15 protein-coding genes are annotated in these 16,684 nt (G+C 65.6%); 9 read left to right on the forward strand and 6 right to left on the reverse strand.

Translation table 11 applies throughout. From position 1 onward, the window contains the following. Nucleotides 1–56: 56 nt before the first annotated feature. Genes MBR110_RS06705 through MBR110_RS06715 form a run of 3 tightly spaced genes read right to left on the reverse strand, consistent with a single transcriptional unit; the run spans nucleotide 57 to nucleotide 1,816 of the window. Nucleotides 57–803 (reverse strand): DUF3106 domain-containing protein, encoded by a 747-nt coding sequence (locus MBR110_RS06705; protein WP_011885550.1) that lies wholly within the window; start codon nucleotides 801–803, stop codon nucleotides 57–59. Between the two features lie 27 nt (nucleotides 804–830). Then, a complete protein-coding gene (locus tag MBR110_RS06710; RefSeq protein ID WP_011885549.1) occupies nucleotides 831–1,256 on the reverse strand; it encodes a DUF3619 family protein in 426 nt (141 codons plus the stop codon). Continuing rightward, on the reverse strand, nucleotides 1,253–1,816 hold the full coding sequence (locus MBR110_RS06715) for an RNA polymerase sigma factor (RefSeq protein WP_011885548.1): 564 nt from the start codon (nucleotides 1,814–1,816) through the stop codon (nucleotides 1,253–1,255). Before MBR110_RS06715 ends, MBR110_RS06710 begins: the two co-directional genes overlap by 4 nt. A gap of 352 nt (nucleotides 1,817–2,168) precedes the next feature. On the opposite strand from MBR110_RS06715, the gene MBR110_RS06720 reads away from it, so the two are divergent. From MBR110_RS06720 to MBR110_RS06745, 6 genes are all read left to right on the forward strand, one after another. Further along, complete coding sequence (locus MBR110_RS06720; protein WP_014723366.1) at nucleotides 2,169–3,932, forward strand: acetolactate synthase 3 catalytic subunit; 1,764 nt, start codon at nucleotides 2,169–2,171, stop codon at nucleotides 3,930–3,932. Between the two features lie 111 nt (nucleotides 3,933–4,043). Further along, the gene (ilvN, locus tag MBR110_RS06725; RefSeq protein WP_006750445.1) at nucleotides 4,044–4,535 is read left to right on the forward strand and encodes an acetolactate synthase small subunit; all 492 of its coding nucleotides are present in this window, start codon (nucleotides 4,044–4,046) and stop codon (nucleotides 4,533–4,535) included. Nucleotides 4,536–4,640: 105 nt separating this feature from the next. Then, on the forward strand, nucleotides 4,641–5,657 hold the full coding sequence (gene ilvC / locus MBR110_RS06730; RefSeq protein ID WP_006478252.1) for a ketol-acid reductoisomerase: 1,017 nt from the start codon (nucleotides 4,641–4,643) through the stop codon (nucleotides 5,655–5,657). A 127-nt stretch (nucleotides 5,658–5,784) separates the two neighbouring features. Next, entirely contained in the window at nucleotides 5,785–6,429 is a 645-nt protein-coding gene (locus MBR110_RS06735) for a phosphatidylserine decarboxylase (protein ID WP_011885546.1), read from the forward strand. A gap of 15 nt (nucleotides 6,430–6,444) precedes the next feature. Then, nucleotides 6,445–7,317, forward strand: a complete 873-nt coding sequence (pssA, locus tag MBR110_RS06740; protein WP_011885545.1) for a CDP-diacylglycerol--serine O-phosphatidyltransferase — start codon at nucleotides 6,445–6,447, stop codon at nucleotides 7,315–7,317. 321 nt (nucleotides 7,318–7,638) lie between these two features. Then, on the forward strand, nucleotides 7,639–9,183 hold the full coding sequence (locus MBR110_RS06745; protein ID WP_045578922.1) for a 2-isopropylmalate synthase: 1,545 nt from the start codon (nucleotides 7,639–7,641) through the stop codon (nucleotides 9,181–9,183). Nucleotides 9,184–9,262: 79 nt separating this feature from the next. On the opposite strand, the gene MBR110_RS06750 is transcribed toward MBR110_RS06745, so the two are convergent. The 3 genes from MBR110_RS06750 to MBR110_RS06760 all read right to left on the reverse strand — a co-directional run bounded on the left by MBR110_RS06750 (nucleotide 9,263) and on the right by MBR110_RS06760 (nucleotide 12,393). Then, complete coding sequence (locus MBR110_RS06750) at nucleotides 9,263–10,813, reverse strand: SulP family inorganic anion transporter (RefSeq protein ID WP_059734593.1); 1,551 nt, start codon at nucleotides 10,811–10,813, stop codon at nucleotides 9,263–9,265. A 38-nt stretch (nucleotides 10,814–10,851) separates the two neighbouring features. Next, complete coding sequence (locus MBR110_RS06755) at nucleotides 10,852–11,496, reverse strand: carbonic anhydrase (RefSeq protein ID WP_014723363.1); 645 nt, start codon at nucleotides 11,494–11,496, stop codon at nucleotides 10,852–10,854. A gap of 384 nt (nucleotides 11,497–11,880) precedes the next feature. Next, the gene (locus MBR110_RS06760) at nucleotides 11,881–12,393 is read right to left on the reverse strand and encodes a hypothetical protein (RefSeq protein ID WP_059734594.1); all 513 of its coding nucleotides are present in this window, start codon (nucleotides 12,391–12,393) and stop codon (nucleotides 11,881–11,883) included. Between the two features lie 180 nt (nucleotides 12,394–12,573). On the opposite strand from MBR110_RS06760, the gene MBR110_RS06765 reads away from it, so the two are divergent. The 3 genes from MBR110_RS06765 to pnp all read left to right on the forward strand — a co-directional run bounded on the left by MBR110_RS06765 (nucleotide 12,574) and on the right by pnp (nucleotide 16,660). Then, nucleotides 12,574–13,833, forward strand: coding sequence for a branched-chain amino acid ABC transporter substrate-binding protein (locus MBR110_RS06765; protein WP_034194067.1), 1,260 nt, complete (start codon nucleotides 12,574–12,576; stop codon nucleotides 13,831–13,833). Between the two features lie 118 nt (nucleotides 13,834–13,951). Next, nucleotides 13,952–14,221: a 30S ribosomal protein S15 gene (gene rpsO / locus MBR110_RS06770; protein ID WP_006398792.1), complete on the forward strand. Its 270-nt coding sequence runs from the start codon at nucleotides 13,952–13,954 to the stop codon at nucleotides 14,219–14,221. Nucleotides 14,222–14,512: 291 nt separating this feature from the next. Beyond that, nucleotides 14,513–16,660 (forward strand): polyribonucleotide nucleotidyltransferase, encoded by a 2,148-nt coding sequence (gene pnp / locus MBR110_RS06775; RefSeq protein WP_059568455.1) that lies wholly within the window; start codon nucleotides 14,513–14,515, stop codon nucleotides 16,658–16,660. Nucleotides 16,661–16,684 lie beyond the last annotated feature (24 nt).

A 16,684-nucleotide genomic window follows, 5' to 3' on the forward strand; every position in this document is an offset into this window, starting at 1 on the left:
GACGGCACGGCGTCGCTCGAGTCTTGGGTGGCTGCGGGAGCGCTCGCCACGGCAGTTCAGGAACCCTTGAACAGTGACGGGGCGTCGACGGGCGACACCGGCGTGGCGGCCGGCGGTGCGCCGGAGGTGGCCGAGGCGGCGGGCGGCACGCCCGCGCCGGCCGAAGCGGGTACCGCGGCGGCCGGGTTGCTGGCCGGATGCTCGCGCGCATGCACGAGGCGGCGCACGTCGCGGTCCGCGCCGGTCGGCGGCGCGCTGACGACGCTCGGCCGGCGCCGGCGTTCGGTCGCGGCGAGCCGCTCCTTCTGTTCCTCGGGCAATTGCTGATAGGCCTTCCACGCGCGTTCGCGCGCCTGCGCGGACAGTTCCTTCGCGCTCTGATAGTTCTCTCGCGCGACGCGTCGCTGCTCGGGCGTCATGTGCGCCCATTCGGCCATTCGCTCCTGCAGTTGTTTCTGCGCTTCGGGTGTCAACTTCGCGAAACGTGACGCGATCCTCAGCCATTTTCGCTTGCGAGCGTCGCTGAAGCCGTCCCACTGATCGGCAAACGGCGCGAGCGCCGCGCGCTGGGCCGCGCTCAGGCGCGCCCACGACAGCGGGCCGTTGGCGGCCGGCAGCGGAAGCGGAAGTGGCGCGAGATCGGCGGTCAGCCCGACGGCGGAGGAGGTCGGCGCGGGCGCACTGGTGGCCGCGGGCGAGACCGCCGCGGGCGGCGGGTTGAATCGGGAGTAGGTGGCGACGTACGAAACGGCGATCGCGATCACGCATCCGAAAAATACGGCCAGGCCGCGTTTCTGACTCACCCGTGCGATCCCCTCGTTTATTGTCTGTTAGCGTGCGCGCGAAAGATACGCGTTGAACCCGTGATCGAGATACGCGTTGAGCGGCAGGTCGTCGCTGAGCATCGCCGCGTCGATGTCGGCGAGTTCGGCGGTGCGCTGCATGTCTTCCCAGTAAGCAATGCCGACGAGTCCCGCGAGCAGCAGGGCGAGCGGCCACGCGCGCAGCAGCCGGCGCGCGAACGACGCGCGCGGGCGGCTCGCGGGCGGCGTGCCGTAGGCACCGGCCGCACCGGCGAAGGCCGGCACGAACACCGGCGCGCTGGCCGCTTCCGGCTTCTTGCGCGCGAGCGCGGCGCGGCGCGCGGCGGCCAGGCGATCGGTGGTCGCGGCAGGCAGCGCCGCGGCACGTTCGTCCAGCGCGCGGCGAACCTTCAGCGCGAATTCGTGTTCTCGATTTACGGGGGCGGAGCTCATAGCGTGATTCCTTTGGCCTTGAGCGCGTGCGCCAGCGTGTGGGTGGCTCGCGAGCAGTGCGTCTTGACGCTGCCTTCGGAGCACCCCATTGCGGCGGCAGTCTCGGCGACATCCATATCTTCCCAATAACGCATCAGGAACGCTTCCCGTTGACGCGTCGGGAGTTTCTGGATTTCCTCGTCGATGAGGGCCAGGACCTGCTCGCGCTCGAGGCGGTGCTCGGTGCTTTCGACTCCTGCATTGTCATCCGCGGATTCGAGCGTTTCCAGCGGATCGAAGTCTTCGTCGTCGCCGCTGTTGAGCGACGAGAACAGCGTGACCCACGTATTGCGGACTTTCTGACGGCGGAACCAGTCGTGGATCGCGTTCTGCAGGATCCGCTGGAACAGCAGCGGCAGCTCGGCCGCCGGCCGGTCGCCGTATTTCTCCGCCAGCTTGATCATCGCGTCCTGCACGATGTCGAGCGACGCATCGTCGTCGCGCACGGCGTACGCAGCCTGCTTGAACGCGCGCCTTTCGACGCCCGCCAGAAAGTCGGCGAGTTCCTTGTCTGATGCCATTCCGTAAAGGTATGCGCTGCGGACTGCGGCGTGTGAAAGGTCGAAAAATTTCGTAAAACCCGCGGATGCTAACAAATTTTCGCGCGGCTTGGCACCGGTTGCGGCGCGGCACGTTGCGCGCGAGCACCGGGCATGGGGCCGGCGGCCGCGGCAATGATGCGGCGCGGGATATTTTGCTTGACGACCCTTTCGCGACCGGATATCGTCAGCGATTCGCAACATGAAGTGATGGTCTCATTTGAGGCTGGCCCATGAAGCCCGCCCTTCAAACTAGACGCGCCGCTTGAACCCGAGCCACAAGCCCGGCAGAGAGCACCCGATCAATTTTTTGCCGAAAATTCGAAAGGTCAAAATGAACATGCCCAGCGCGGAATTCTCCACGTCGGAACCCCTTTCCCCTCCCGATAGCGACTCCATCGGCGCCACCGTGCTCATGAAGGCACTGGCCGACGAGAAGGTCGAATTCATCTGGGGTTATCCCGGCGGCTCGGTACTCTACATCTACGACGAGCTCTACAAGCAGGACAAGATTCAGCACGTGCTGGTGCGCCACGAACAGGCGGCCGTGCACGCAGCCGATGCGTATGCGCGTTCCACCGGCAACGTCGGCGTCTGTCTCGTCACGTCCGGCCCCGGCGTCACCAATGCGGTGACCGGCATCGCGACGGCCTACATGGATTCGATCCCGATGGTCGTGATCAGCGGCCAGGTGCCGACTGCCGCGATCGGTCAGGACGCGTTCCAGGAGTGCGATACGGTCGGCATCACGCGTCCGTGCGTGAAGCACAACTTCCTCGTGAAGGACGTGCGCGACCTCGCCGAGACGGTCAAGAAGGCGTTCTACATCGCCCGCACCGGCCGTCCGGGCCCCGTGCTGATCGACATCCCGAAAGACATCTCCAAGACGCCGTGCCCGTACGAGCCGGTCAAGAGCGTTTCGCTGCGCTCGTACAACCCGGTCACGAAGGGCCATTCGGGCCAGATCCGCAAGGCCGTGTCGCTGTTGCTGTCCGCGAAGCGCCCGTATATCTACACGGGCGGCGGCATCATCCTCGCCGATGCGTCGCGCGAGCTGAACCAGTTCGCCGATCTGCTCGGCTACCCGGTCACGAACACGCTGATGGGCCTCGGCGGCTATCGCGCGTCGGACAAGAAATTCCTCGGCATGCTCGGCATGCACGGCACGTACGAAGCGAACATGGCGATGCAGCACTGCGACGTGCTGATCGCGATCGGTGCGCGCTTCGACGACCGCGTGATCGGCGACCCGGCGCACTTCGCGTCGCGTCCGCGCAAGATCATCCACATCGACATCGATCCGTCGTCCATTTCCAAGCGCGTGAAGGTCGACATTCCGATCGTCGGCGACGTGAAGGAAGTGCTGAAGGAGCTGATCGAGCAGCTGCAGACGGCCGAGCATGGCCCCGACACCGAAGCGCTCGCGCAGTGGTGGAAGGACATCGAAGGCTGGCGCGGCAAGAACTGCCTGAAGTTCGACCGCGAAAGCGAGATCATCAAGCCGCAGTACGTGGTCGAGAAGGCGTGGGAGCTGACGGACGGCAACGCGTTCGTGTGCTCGGACGTCGGCCAGCACCAGATGTGGGCCGCGCAGTTCTACCGTTTCAACAAGCCGCGTCGCTGGATCAACTCCGGCGGCCTCGGCACGATGGGCTTCGGCCTGCCGGCAGCGATGGGCGTCAAGATGGCGCACCCGGACGACGACGTGCTGTGCATCACGGGCGAAGGCTCGATCCAGATGTGCATCCAGGAACTGTCGACCTGCCTGCAGTACGACACGCCCGTGAAGATCATTTCGCTGAACAACCGCTATCTCGGCATGGTCCGCCAGTGGCAGCAGATCGAATACAGCAAGCGCTATTCGCATTCGTACATGGATGCGCTGCCCGACTTCGTGAAGCTCGCCGAGGCGTACGGCCATGTCGGCATGCGGATCGAAAAGACTTCGGATGTGGAGCCGGCGCTGAAGGAGGCGCTGCGCCTGAAGGACCGCACCGTGTTTCTCGACTTCCAGACCGATCCGACCGAAAACGTCTGGCCGATGGTACAGGCCGGCAAGGGCATCACCGAGATGCTGCTCGGCTCGGAAGACCTGTAACGGCGCGACGCGCGCTTGGTCCGGAGCGGCCGCCTTCACGAAGGGCGGCGCGGCACCGGGCGGCGCGCGGCGCGAGTGAATCGACACGGACACATTCTGGAAGAAGCGAACATGAGACACATCATTTCCGTCCTGCTGGAAAACGAACCGGGCGCGCTGTCGCGCGTGGTCGGTCTGTTTTCCGCACGCGGCTACAACATCGAAACCTTGACGGTGGCGCCGACCGAAGACCAATCGCTGTCGCGGCTGACCATCGTTTCCATTGGCTCGGACGACGTGATCGAACAGATCACGAAGCATCTGAACCGCCTGATCGAGGTGGTGAAAGTGGTGGACCTGACCGACGGTGCCCACATCGAACGCGAGCTGATGCTGATCAAGGTACGTGCAGTGGGCAAGGAGCGCGAAGAAATGAAGCGGATGTCGGATATTTTCCGCGGCCGCATCATCGACGTGACCGAAAAGACCTACACGATCGAATTGACGGGCGCGAGCGACAAGCTCGACGCATTCATCCAGGGGCTGGACGCGAGCGCGATCCTCGAGACCGTGCGCACCGGCAGCTCCGGCATCGGACGCGGCGAGCGCATCCTGAAGGTGTGATGCCGACCAGGTGGCAACCAGCACGCCGGGTGCGCCGTCATGTCCCGGCTCGCAGTATCCAATCCGAACGAATTGTTGAATTTTTGAATTAGCGAAGGAACCATCATGAACGTTTTCTACGACAAAGACGCCGACCTCTCCCTCATCAAGGGCAAGCAAGTCACGATCATCGGCTACGGCTCGCAAGGCCATGCGCACGCGCTGAACCTGAAGGACAGCGGCGTAAACGTGACGGTCGGCCTGCGCAAGGGCGGCGCGTCGTGGAGCAAGGCCGAGAACGCCGGCCTGTCGGTCAAGGAAGTCGCCGAAGCGGTGAAGGGCGCTGACGTCGTGATGATGCTGCTGCCCGACGAGCAGATCGCCGACGTGTACGCGAAGGAAGTCCACGCGAACATCAAGCAAGGCGCGGCGCTGGCATTCGCACACGGCTTCAACGTCCACTACGGCCAGGTGATCCCGCGCGCCGACCTCGACGTGATCATGATCGCGCCGAAGGCACCGGGCCACACCGTGCGCGGCACGTACTCGCAAGGCGGCGGCGTGCCGCACCTGATCGCGGTCGCGCAGAACAAGTCGGGCGCAGCACGCGACATCGCGCTGTCGTACGCGGCAGCGAACGGCGGCGGCCGTGCCGGCATCATCGAAACGAACTTCCGCGAAGAAACCGAAACCGACCTGTTCGGCGAGCAGGCCGTGCTGTGCGGCGGTACCGTCGAGCTGATCAAGGCTGGTTTCGAGACGCTGGTGGAAGCCGGCTACGCGCCGGAAATGGCGTACTTCGAATGCCTGCACGAGCTGAAGCTGATCGTCGACCTGATCTACGAAGGCGGCATCGCGAACATGAACTACTCGATCTCGAACAACGCCGAGTACGGCGAGTACGTGACGGGCCCGCGCGTCGTCACCGAAGAGACGAAGAAGGCGATGAAGCAGTGCCTGACCGACATCCAGACGGGCGAGTACGCGAAGAGCTTCATCCTCGAAAACAAGGCCGGCGCACCGACGCTGCAATCGCGCCGCCGCCTGACGGCCGAGCACCAGATCGAGCAGGTTGGTGCGAAGCTGCGCGCGATGATGCCGTGGATCGCGAAGAACAAGCTCGTCGACCAGACGAAGAACTAAGCTCCGCGAGCTGTTCCGGCCCTCCGAGTGGAGGGTCGGTAGCAAAAAGCCGCCCGAAGGCAACGGTGCCCCGGGCGGCTTTTGCTATCCTACGGGCTTTGCAATTCACCGAACACCGAACGAACCCATGAACTATCCTCATCCGATCATCGCGCGCGAAGGCTGGCCGTTCATCGCGATTGCAGCCGTCATCGCGTTGTTGATCCACGCCATCGGGGGCTTCGGCTTCGCATGGCCGTTCTGGCTGCTGCTCGTCTTCGTGGTCCAGTTCTTCCGTGATCCGCAGCGCCCGATTCCGGCGCAGCCGAACGCGGTGCTGTGCCCGGCGGACGGCCGTATCGTCGCGGTCGAGACCTCGCACGATCCGTATGCGAACCGCGAAGCGCTGAAGATCAGCGTGTTCATGAATGTCTTCAACGTCCATTCGCAGCGCTCGCCGGTCGATGGCGCGATCTCGAAGGTCGAGTACTTCCCGGGCGCGTTCCTGAACGCGGCGATCGACAAGGCGTCGACCGAGAACGAGCGCAACGCGGTCGTGATCCAGACGGCGAGCGGCAAGACCGTCACCGCCGTGCAGATCGCCGGCCTCATCGCGCGCCGGATCCTCTGCTACGTGCGCGCGGGCGAGCCGCTGTCGCGTGGTCAGCGTTACGGTTTCATCCGCTTCGGTTCGCGCGTGGACGTCTATCTGCCGCTCGGCAGCCGCGCGAAGGTGTCGATCGGCGAGAAGGTGTACGCATCGTCGACGATCCTCGCCGAACTCGAACAGTAAACGGCGGAACGCACGATGGCCGCATTCAAACCGCGCCGGCCGCGCAACGGCACCAGCCAGACGCCGCGCCCGTTTCGCCGCAACAAGGTGATGGCATCGGATCCGGTGCCGAGCGAAAGTCGCCGCGCCGCGCGCCAGCGGTTCCTGAAGACGCGCGGCATCTATCTGCTGCCGAACGCGTTCACGACCGCTGCGCTGTTCTGCGGCTTCTTCGCGGTCGTGCAGGCGATGAACGTGCGCTTCGAGATCGCCGCGATCGCCATCTTCGTCGCGATGGTGCTCGACGGGATGGACGGGCGCGTCGCGCGCATGACGCATACGCAGAGCGCGTTCGGCGAGCAGTTCGACAGCCTGTCCGACATGGTGTCGTTCGGCGTGGCGCCCGCGCTCGTGATGTACGAATGGGTGCTGAAGGATCTCGGCCGCTGGGGCTGGCTTGCCGCCTTCGTCTACTGCTCGGGCGCGGCGCTGCGGCTCGCGCGCTTCAACACCAACATCGGCGTCGTCGACAAGCGCTTCTTCCAGGGGCTGCCGAGCCCGGCCGCCGCCGCGCTGATCGCCGGCTTCGTGTGGCTCGCCACCGACAACCGCGTGCCGATGAAACTCGGCTGGCTGCCGTGGGTCGCGTTCGTGCTGACGATCTACGCGGGCGTGACGATGGTGTCGAACGCGCCGTTCTACAGCGGCAAGGCGCTCGACGTGCGGCATCGCGTGCCGTTCGCGGCGATCCTCTTGGTGGTGGTGGCGTTCGTGCTGGTGTCGTCCGATCCGCCGCTGATGCTGTTCTGCCTGTTCGTGCTGTACGGGCTGTCCGGCTACGTGTTCTGGGCGTACATGGCCGTGCGCGGCCGTGCCAACCCGGCGCGCTCGTCGCAGCGCGAGCACTGACGCACATCTGCACCGAACCACGGAACGACGGCGGCCATGAGGCCGCCGTTTTCATTTGTCCCTTATCCTGCTGCGCGCCCGCGCATCCCGGGTGCGGGCGGATTGCACACCCGGCGGATTGTCGCTATAGTCGTCGGCATGACCGCATTTTCCCGCCTTTCCCTCCTTCTAGCCGGTGCGCCGCTACGCGCGCTAGCTTTGGTGCGCCTGCCGCGCTGACCGTTCTCGCCCCCCGTCAAGCTTCGTCTGTTGTTGAGCGTCGCCAGCGGTGGCGCGATCTCATTACGTTTGATTCCCGCATAAAGAGCCCTGGAGCCCCCCATGACAGACAAGCTGATCATTTTCGATACGACGTTGCGTGACGGTGAACAATCGCCCGGCGCGTCGATGACGAAGGAAGAGAAAATCCGCATCGCGAAGCACCTCGAGCGGATGAAGGTCGACGTGATCGAGGCCGGTTTCGCGGCCAGCTCGAACGGCGACTTCGACGCGATCCACACGATCGCCGGGCTCGTGAAGGACAGCACGATCTGCTCGCTCGCGCGCGCCAACGACAAGGACATCCAGCGCGCAGCCGATGCACTGAAGCCGGCCAGCAGCGCGCGGATCCACACGTTCATCGCGACGTCGCCGCTGCACATGGAAAAGAAGCTGCGCATGACGCCGGACCAGGTGTTCGAGCAGGCGCGGCTCGCGGTGCGCTTTGCACGCAAGTTCACCGACAACGTCGAGTTCTCGCCGGAAGACGGCAGCCGCTCGGATCTCGACTTCCTGTGCCGTGTGCTGGAAGCGGTGATCGCCGAAGGCGCGACGACGATCAACATCGCCGATACGGTCGGCTACGGCGTGCCGGAGCTTTACGGCAACCTGGTGAAGACGCTGCGCGAACGCATTCCGAATTCGGACAAGGCGATCTTCTCCGTGCATTGCCACAACGACCTCGGGATGGCGGTCGCGAACTCGCTCGCGGGCGTGAAGATCGGTGGGGCGCGTCAGGTCGAATGCACGATCAACGGTCTCGGCGAGCGCGCGGGCAATACGTCGCTCGAAGAAATCGTGATGGCCGTGAAGACGCGCAAGGACTACTTCGGCCTCGACGTCGGCATCGACACGACGCAGATCGTGCCGACCTCGAAGCTCGTGTCACAGATCACCGGTTTCGTCGTGCAGCCGAACAAGGCCGTGGTCGGGGCGAACGCGTTCGCGCACGCATCGGGCATCCACCAGGACGGCGTGCTGAAGGCGCGCGACACCTACGAGATCATGCGCGCGGAAGACGTGGGCTGGACCGCGAACAAGATCGTGCTCGGCAAGCTGTCGGGCCGCAACGCGTTCAAGCAGCGGCTGCAGGAGCTCGGCGTGTCGCTCGACAGCGAAGCCGAACTGAACGCCGCGTTCATGCGCTTCAAGGATCTCGCCGACCGCAAGGCCGAGATCTTCGACGAGGACATCATCGCGATCGTCTCCGAAGAATCGGCGCTCGCGCAGGAGCAGGAGCACTTCAAGTTCGTGTCGCTGTCGCAGCATTCGGAAACCGGCGAGCAGCCGCAGGCGAAGGTCGTGTTCGCGGTCGAAGGCAGCGAGGTGACCGGCGAGGCGCGCGGCAACGGCCCGGTCGATGCGACGTTCAACGCGATCGAGGGCGAGGTCGGCAGCGGTTCCGAGCTGCTGCTGTATTCGGTGAACGCGATCACGACCGGCACGCAGGCGCAGGGCGAAGTGACGGTGCGGCTGTCGAAGAACGGACGCATCGTGAACGGCGTCGGCACCGACCCGGACATCGTCGCGGCTTCCGCGAAGGCGTACATCGCCGCGTTGAACAAGCTGCACTCGAAGGACGACAAGCTCAACCCGCAACGCGCGTAAGCGTCGCGCGCCGAGCGCCGGTAACACCTGACATGCCCCGTGCGGCCATACGCCGCACGGGGCATTCTTCATGGGCCGGTCATTCGGCGGCCGGCGTACGCCACGACCAGCGGCGGGCAGCCGCGGCGGCGGCCGGCTTGCGGCGCCGGAACTCGACCGTGATCCCGCGCCGCGGCGCCTCGGCGATGAACGCGTCGAGCAGTTCGAGCACGTCGTGATCGATGTAGTCGGCGCGCGTCGCGTCGATGATCACGGCAGCCCGATCGGGGATGTGGCGCAGGTGATGCTTGACCTGCACCTTGCCGAGGAACGACACGTCCTTGCGGAACGACAGCAGGAAGTGGTCGTCGTGCTGCGCGAGCGTGACGGGGCTCTTCAGGTTCGCGACCGCGACGGCCAGCACGCTGCAGGCGAGGCCGAGCGCGATGCCGAACAGCAGGTCGACGGCCAGCACGCCCGCGATCGTCGCGGCGAACGGCACGAACGCCGCGGGGCCCTGGTTCATCACCGAGCGGAACAGCGCGGGTTTCGCGAGCTTGATGCCCGTATGGATCAGGATCGCGGCGAGGCTCGCGAGCGGGATCAGGTTGATCAGGCCGGTGAGCGCGAACACGCTGGCGAGCAGCAGGATGCCGTGCACGATCGCCGACATCCGGCTTTGCGCGCCGGCGTTGACGTTGGCCGAGCTGCGCACGATCACCGACGTGATCGGCAGGCCGCCGAACGCGCCCGCGACGAGGTTGCCGACGCCCTGCGCCTTCAACTCGCGGTCCGGCTGCGCCGGCCGCCGCTTCGGATCGATCTGCTCGACCGCTTCGAGGCACAGCAGCGTCTCGAGGCTCGCGACGACCGCCAGCGTGATCGCGACGCGCCACACGTCCGGATTGACCAGTTGCGCGAAGTTCGGGCCGAGTTCCGCGTGCTTGAGCGACGCCGCGAGCGCGGCGAACGAGTCGAATTCCGGCAGCGTCACGCGATGCGCGGCGCCCGGCGCGGCCGACGGCGCCAGCGCGCCGAGCACGAGCGTCGCGCCGATGCCGAGCGCGACGACCGCGAGCGGCGCGGGCACCGAGCGCACCCATGCGAAGCGGCGCAGCGCGGGCGTGTCCCAGGCGAGCAGCAGCGCGAGCGACGCGATCGCGATGGCGGTTGCCGCCCACGCGGTCGGCAGCGCCATCCACGAGGCAAGCGATGGTGAGCCTGCGCCGCCGATGCCGAGCGCATACGGAATCTGTTTGACGATCAGCAGGATGCCGATCGCGGCGAGCATGCCCTTGATCACGGGCGACGGGACGTAAGCGGCGAAGCGGCCGGCGCGCAGCATGCCGAAGCCGAACTGCAGCACGCCGGACAGCAGCACGGCGAGCAGGAACGCGGAGAAGCTGCCGAGCTGCGCGATGCCTTCGACGACGATCACGACGAGGCCGGCCGCGGGGCCGCTCACCGACAGCGACGAGCCGCTGAGCAGCGCGACGACGATCCCGCCGACGATGCCGGACACGAGCCCGGCGAACGGCTCGACGCCGGATGCATTCGCGATACCGAGGCAAAGTGGCAGCGCGACGAGGAACACGACGATGCCGGCGACCACGTCGCGCGGCAGGGTGGATAGATGCTCGTTCAGTTTCATGATGGGGGCGATGTCATTGGCGTGGAAGAAGGCGCGGATCAGCCGACTGCCGCGGCCGTGGCGGCGTGCTCGAGGTCGGATTCGGCCGGCTCGGGCGCCGTATAGCCGGAGTCGAGCTCCTTCAGGCGGCCGTCGGCGAGCGAAAAGATCCAGCCGTGCACGAGCGGCGGGCGCTCGCGGCCGCGCACGATCGGCGACGCGCGCAGCAGCCGCACCTGTTCGAGGACGTTCAATTCGGCCAGACGATCGGCGGCAGCCGTTTCGTCGAGGCCGCCGAGCGTGTCGCGATGGCGTCGTGCGAGCGCGCAGAGCGGAGCGATGCGCCGCGCCACGTGCGGCAGGTCGGCCGGCGGCGGCAGCAGCGACGCGCGCACGCCGCCGCAACCGTAGTGACCGCAGACGATCACGTGGTCGACCTTCAGCACGCGCACGGCGTACTCGAGCACGCTCGCGGAATTGTCGTCGTCGGGATGGAACAGGTTCGCGATGTTGCGATGGACGAACAGCTCGCCGGGCACGCTGTGCGTGATGGTTTCGGCGGGCACGCGGCTGTCGGAGCAGCCGATCCACAGCACGCGCGGATTCTGACCGCGCGCGAGCGTATCGAAGAAGCCGGGCGTGTGTTCGCGCGTCTCGCGGGCCCAGGCGATGTTGGCAACCAGCATGCTCTTCGGGCGGTTCATGAGGACTCCTTTTCGACAGAAACGAATAGACACCGCACAAAACGTGAGCGGTCATATGCTTTCTAAATTGAAAGGTTTGATTCGACCGATATTAGGGGTACGCCCTAGTGCCAGGGGTCATTGATACAAATTGTTTCAACTCGATTCGGCAAGGTGCATCAATTGCACCAATTCAACGCACGGAACGGATAGTCCATGCGCGGGGCTGCTGGCATTGCGCCACAAGCGATTCGGCATGTCGCCACGCGAGCGTTGTGGCATCGGAAAGCATTACCGCGGAGGAATCGCGATTAATGAACCAGGGCGGAAAAAACGAAATGGCCATTTACGCATCGATACGTAAATGGCCATTGTGAAAATTGCGCGAAAATGCGCAATCGAAGCTCAGAACAGATTACGACGATCGGGGTCGTGCAGCGGATCGGGGGTTTTCTGCGCCGTGCGCAGGATGCCCTGCGGATCGAAATAGAAGCTGTACATCATGTACCAGACGTTGTCCTCGAGATACCGGTACGTCCACACCTCGCGCTTCATCAGCGGGAAGTACGAGGTTTCGACCGGGCGGCCGAAGTTGACGAGCACGTCGGTCTTGGTCCACTTGCCGATTTCCGCACGATAGAACTCGCTCGGCTGCAGCACCTGGCGCACGTTGACGATCCGATGGGCCGCATCGATGTCGGCCGCGATCGTGATCTCGCCCATCGGCTGGGTCGGCCACATCATCCGCTTGCCGCCGCCGGGGAGGTCGTAGATCTCGCGCGGCGGGCCCATGCGCGCGACGATCGCCGACTCGTCCTGGCCGGCCTGGTATTGCTGCCACGGTTGGGCGCAGCCGGCGACGAGCGTCGCCGCGCAGGCGATCAGCACCGGCAGGCGCATGGGAATGCGAATGCGCATGGGTTTCTCCAGAACTCGCTAACCGTTCAGTTGTATCACGGACCGCGCGTGCCCGCGCACGCGCGCGCAAAAATCGGTGCGGATCGCCGGCCGGCGCCGCGTCGCGCGATGCTTGCGGGCGGCGGCGCGGGCGACCTATGATCCGCGCTTTCCCCGGACAGATTCAGCGGCAGGTAACGGATGCAATCATGGAAGCGATGGGCGCTCGCGTGGAGCGCCGGATGGATGCTGGCGTCGTGCGCGCAGGCGGCAGGCGAGCCGGTGCGGATCGCCTTGATCGAAGGGATGTCGGGCCCGTTCGCGAATGCGGGCGCGGCAGTCGAGCGCAACCTGCGGTTCGGCGTCGAGCAGGTCGATGCGGCGGGCGGCGTGAAGCTGCGCGACGGCAAGCATCCGCTCGAACTCGTCGTGCTCGACAGCAAGGGCAGCCCGGAAGATGCGCTCGTGCAGTTGCGCGCGGCGGCCGACCGGCACATCGGCTTCGTCGCGCAGGGCAACAGCTCGGCGGTGGCGGCCGCGCTGGTCACCGCGCTCGACAAGCTGAACGCGCGCACGCCGGACAACCGGATGCTGCTGCTCAATTATTCGGCCGACGATCCGGCGCTCACCGGCGCGCGCTGCAGTTTCTGGCATTTCCGTTTCGACGCGCACGCCGGGATGCGGATGGCCGCGCTCGCCGACGTGATGGCGCGCGACCGCGCGCTGCGCAAGGTCTATCTGCTGAACCAGGACTACAGCTTCGGCCATGACGTCAGCACGCTCGCGCGGCAGGCGCTGGCCGAGCGGCGCCCCGACGTGACGATTGCCGGCGACGAATTCCATCCGATCGGCCGCATCAAGGATTTCTCGCCGTATATCGCGAAGATCCGCGCGAGTGGCGCGGACGCCGTCGTGACCGGCAACTGGGGCAACGACCTCACGCTGCTCGTGAAGGCGGCGCGCGAGCAGGGGCTGAACGCGAAGTTCTACACGTTCTACGGCAACAGTCTCGGCGCGCCGGCCGCGCTCGGCGACGCGGGCGTCGGACGGGTCGTGGCCGTCGCCGACTGGCACCCGAACGCGGGCGGCGCGAAGTCGGACGCGTTCTACCGTGCGTTCCGCACCCGTTTCCCCGCCGCGCAGGACGACTATCCGGTGCGGCGCATGAGCCTGATGATCGAGATGCTGGCGGCCGCGATGGAGCGGGCCGGTTCGGCCGACCCGGTCGCGGTGGCCCACGCGCTGGAAGGGCTGTCGTTCGACGACGGCTTCCATGCGTCGACGATGCGCGCCCAGGATCATCAACTGATCCAGCCCCTTTACGTGATGGAGATGGACAAGGCCGGCACGCCGGGCGTTCGCTTCGACAACGAGGGCTCGGGCTACGGCTTCCGGACGATTCTGGCGGTGCCGGCGCAGCGCACGCCGCTGCCGTCCGCGTGTTCGATGACGCGCCCGTGACGGGCGGCGGTAGGAGCGGCGCGTAGTTGTGCTACAATGCGCGCCGGTTGTAAGTCACGGCACGGCCATTCTTCCGTGTCCGCGTGTACAGTTGGAAAGTCGAAATCAAGGAAATCACATGTCTGTTGCAGATATCAAGAAGTCGGAAGTCGTTGCTCAGTTCGCTCGCGGTACCAACGACACGGGTTCGCCCGAAGTCCAGGTCGCACTGCTGACCGCACGTATCGTCGAACTGACGGGTCACTTCAAGACCCACGCGAAGGATCACCACAGCCGCCGCGGCCTGCTGCGCATGGTGAGCCGCCGCCGCAAGCTGCTCGACTACCTCAAGGGCAAGGATGCCGACCGTTACCGCGCGCTGATCGAGAAGCTGGGTCTGCGTAAGTAATCGAGGCGATTGCCGCCAGCAAGATGCCTGTGTCAGTCCGCTGATGCAGGCATTTTGTTTTTGCGCGGTGCGTAGCGTCACACGCATCGCAGGTAGTCCGGCACATCGCGGCCGGGCTGCCGGAACGGCTGATGCCGGGGTCGGGATTTGTGTCATTCCAGCGCGCCGCTCGACGAGCGTCGCGCTGGAATGGCATAAAAAACACACCTTGCTCCGGGTGATTCGGTCGGGACGCCGCCGCGCGGGATGGCCCACGCGGCGAATGAAACGAATGAGTTCAAAGGAGCAACCATGTCCATGTTCAACAAGGTCGTGAAGGAATTCCAGTGGGGCCAGCACAAGGTGCGCCTCGAAACCGGTGAAGTCGCCCGTCAGGCGAGCGGTGCCGTCATCGTCGACGTGGAAGACACCGTCGTGCTGGCGACCGTCGTCGGCGCCAAGTCGGCGAAGCCGGGCCAGGATTTCTTCCCGCTGACCGTCGACTACCTCGAAAAAACCTACTCGGCCGGCAAGATCCCCGGCGGCTTCTTCCGTCGCGAAGGCCGTCCGTCGGAGCATGAGACGCTGACGTCGCGCCTGATCGATCGTCCGCTGCGCCCGCTGTTCCCGGAAGGCTTCTACAACGAAGTGCAGGTCGTGATCCACGTGCTGTCCGTGAACCCGGACATCCCGGCCGACATTCCCGCGCTGATCGGCGCGTCGGCCGCGCTGGCCGTGTCGGGCCTGCCGTTCAACGGCCCGGTCGGTGCCGCGCGCGTCGCGTACATCGACAACGCCTACGTGCTGAACCCGACGCGTGATCAGATCAAGGCATCGAGCCTCGACCTCGTCGTCGCCGGTACGGAGCGCGCGGTGCTGATGGTCGAATCGGAAGCCGACCAGCTGCCGGAAGACGTGATGTTGGGCGCGGTCGTGTTCGGCCACGAACAGATGCAGATCGCGATCGACGCGATCCACGAGCTCGTGCGCGAAGGCGGCAAGCCGGAGTGGGACTGGCAGCCGGCCCCGAAGAACGAAGCGCTGATCGCGCGCGTGACGGAACTTGCGCACGGCGATCTGCTCGCCGCTTACCAGCTGCGCGACAAGCAGGCGCGCTCGACGAAGCTGAAGGAAGTCTACGCGGCGACCTCGGCGAAGCTCGAAGCAGACGCGCTGGCGGCCGGCACGGTCGCGGCCGACAAGGCCACCGTCGGCAACATCCTGTTCGACATCGAAGCGAAGATCGTCCGCTCGCAGATCCTGAACGGCGAGCCGCGCATCGACGGTCGCGACACGCGCACCGTGCGTCCGATCGAGATCCGCACCGGCGTGCTGCCGCGCACCCACGGTTCGGCGCTGTTCACGCGTGGCGAGACGCAGGCGCTCGTCGTCGCGACGCTCGGCACGAAGGGCGACGAGCAGATCATCGACGCGCTCGAAGGCGAATACCGCGAGCGCTTCATGCTCCACTACAACATGCCGCCGTTCGCGACGGGCGAAACGGGCCGCGTCGGCTCGCCGAAGCGTCGTGAAATCGGCCACGGCCGTCTCGCGAAACGCGCGCTGGTCAAGTGCCTGCCGAGCGCCGACGAATTCGGCTACTCGATCCGCGTCGTGTCGGAAATCACCGAATCGAACGGTTCGTCGTCGATGGCGTCGGTGTGCGGCGGCTGCCTCGCGCTGATGGACGCCGGCGTGCCGATGAAGGCGCACGTCGCCGGTATCGCGATGGGCCTGATCCTCGAGGGCAACAAGTTCGCGGTGTTGACCGACATCCTCGGCGACGAAGATCACCTCGGCGACATGGACTTCAAGGTGGCCGGCACCGAGCACGGCGTGACCGCGCTGCAGATGGACATCAAGATCCAGGGCATCACGAAGGAAATCATGCAGGTCGCGCTCGCGCAGGCGAAGGAAGGTCGCATGCACATCCTCGGCAAGATGACGTCGGCAGTGTCGGGTGCGAACACGCAACTGTCCGAGTTCGCGCCGCGCATGATCACGATCAAGATCAACCCGGAAAAGATCCGCGACGTGATCGGCAAGGGCGGTTCGGTGATCCGCGCGCTGACCGAAGAAACCGGCACGACGATCGACATTTCGGACGACGGCGTCGTGACGATCGCGAGCACGAGCAGCGAAGGCATGGCCGAAGCGAAGAAGCGCATCGAGAACATCACGGCCGAGATCGAAGTCGGCCAGGTGTACGAAGGCACGGTGCTCAAGCTGCTCGATTTCGGCGCGATCGTGAACCTGCTGCCGGGCAAGGATGGCCTGCTGCACATCTCGGAAATCGTCAACGAGCGCGTGAAGGACATCAACGACTACCTGAAGGAAGGCCAGCAGGTTAAGGTCAAGGTGATCCAGACGGACGAGAAGGGTCGTGTGCGTCTGTCGGCGAAGGCGCTGCTGAACGAAGCGGCTGCCGCGTCGCAGTCGGACACGCCGCCGCAGCAGTAAGCGGACCCGCGTGAGAACGGCCGG

Source organism: Burkholderia sp. MBR-1 (genome assembly GCF_013822785.1).
GTDB lineage: Bacteria > Pseudomonadota > Gammaproteobacteria > Burkholderiales > Burkholderiaceae > Burkholderia > Burkholderia vietnamiensis.

What these genes read in the sequence shown, in the direction of transcription:
- MBR110_RS06710 (WP_011885549.1), bottom strand. Translation starts at nt 1,256, where the DNA reads ATGAGCTCCGCCCCCGTAAATCGAGAACACGAATTCGCGCTGAAGGTT.
- MBR110_RS06715 (WP_011885548.1), bottom strand. Translation starts at nt 1,816, where the DNA reads ATGGCATCAGACAAGGAACTCGCCGACTTTCTGGCGGGCGTCGAAAGG.
- MBR110_RS06720 (WP_014723366.1), top strand. Translation starts at nt 2,169, where the DNA reads ATGAACATGCCCAGCGCGGAATTCTCCACGTCGGAACCCCTTTCCCCT.
- ilvN (WP_006750445.1), top strand. Translation starts at nt 4,044, where the DNA reads ATGAGACACATCATTTCCGTCCTGCTGGAAAACGAACCGGGCGCGCTG.
- ilvC (WP_006478252.1), top strand. Translation starts at nt 4,641, where the DNA reads ATGAACGTTTTCTACGACAAAGACGCCGACCTCTCCCTCATCAAGGGC.
- MBR110_RS06735 (WP_011885546.1), top strand. Translation starts at nt 5,785, where the DNA reads ATGAACTATCCTCATCCGATCATCGCGCGCGAAGGCTGGCCGTTCATC.
- pssA (WP_011885545.1), top strand. Translation starts at nt 6,445, where the DNA reads ATGGCCGCATTCAAACCGCGCCGGCCGCGCAACGGCACCAGCCAGACG.
- MBR110_RS06745 (WP_045578922.1), top strand. Translation starts at nt 7,639, where the DNA reads ATGACAGACAAGCTGATCATTTTCGATACGACGTTGCGTGACGGTGAA.
- MBR110_RS06750 (WP_059734593.1), bottom strand. Translation starts at nt 10,813, where the DNA reads ATGAAACTGAACGAGCATCTATCCACCCTGCCGCGCGACGTGGTCGCC.
- MBR110_RS06755 (WP_014723363.1), bottom strand. Translation starts at nt 11,496, where the DNA reads ATGAACCGCCCGAAGAGCATGCTGGTTGCCAACATCGCCTGGGCCCGC.
- MBR110_RS06760 (WP_059734594.1), bottom strand. Translation starts at nt 12,393, where the DNA reads ATGCGCATTCGCATTCCCATGCGCCTGCCGGTGCTGATCGCCTGCGCG.
- MBR110_RS06765 (WP_034194067.1), top strand. Translation starts at nt 12,574, where the DNA reads ATGCAATCATGGAAGCGATGGGCGCTCGCGTGGAGCGCCGGATGGATG.
- rpsO (WP_006398792.1), top strand. Translation starts at nt 13,952, where the DNA reads ATGTCTGTTGCAGATATCAAGAAGTCGGAAGTCGTTGCTCAGTTCGCT.
- pnp (WP_059568455.1), top strand. Translation starts at nt 14,513, where the DNA reads ATGTCCATGTTCAACAAGGTCGTGAAGGAATTCCAGTGGGGCCAGCAC.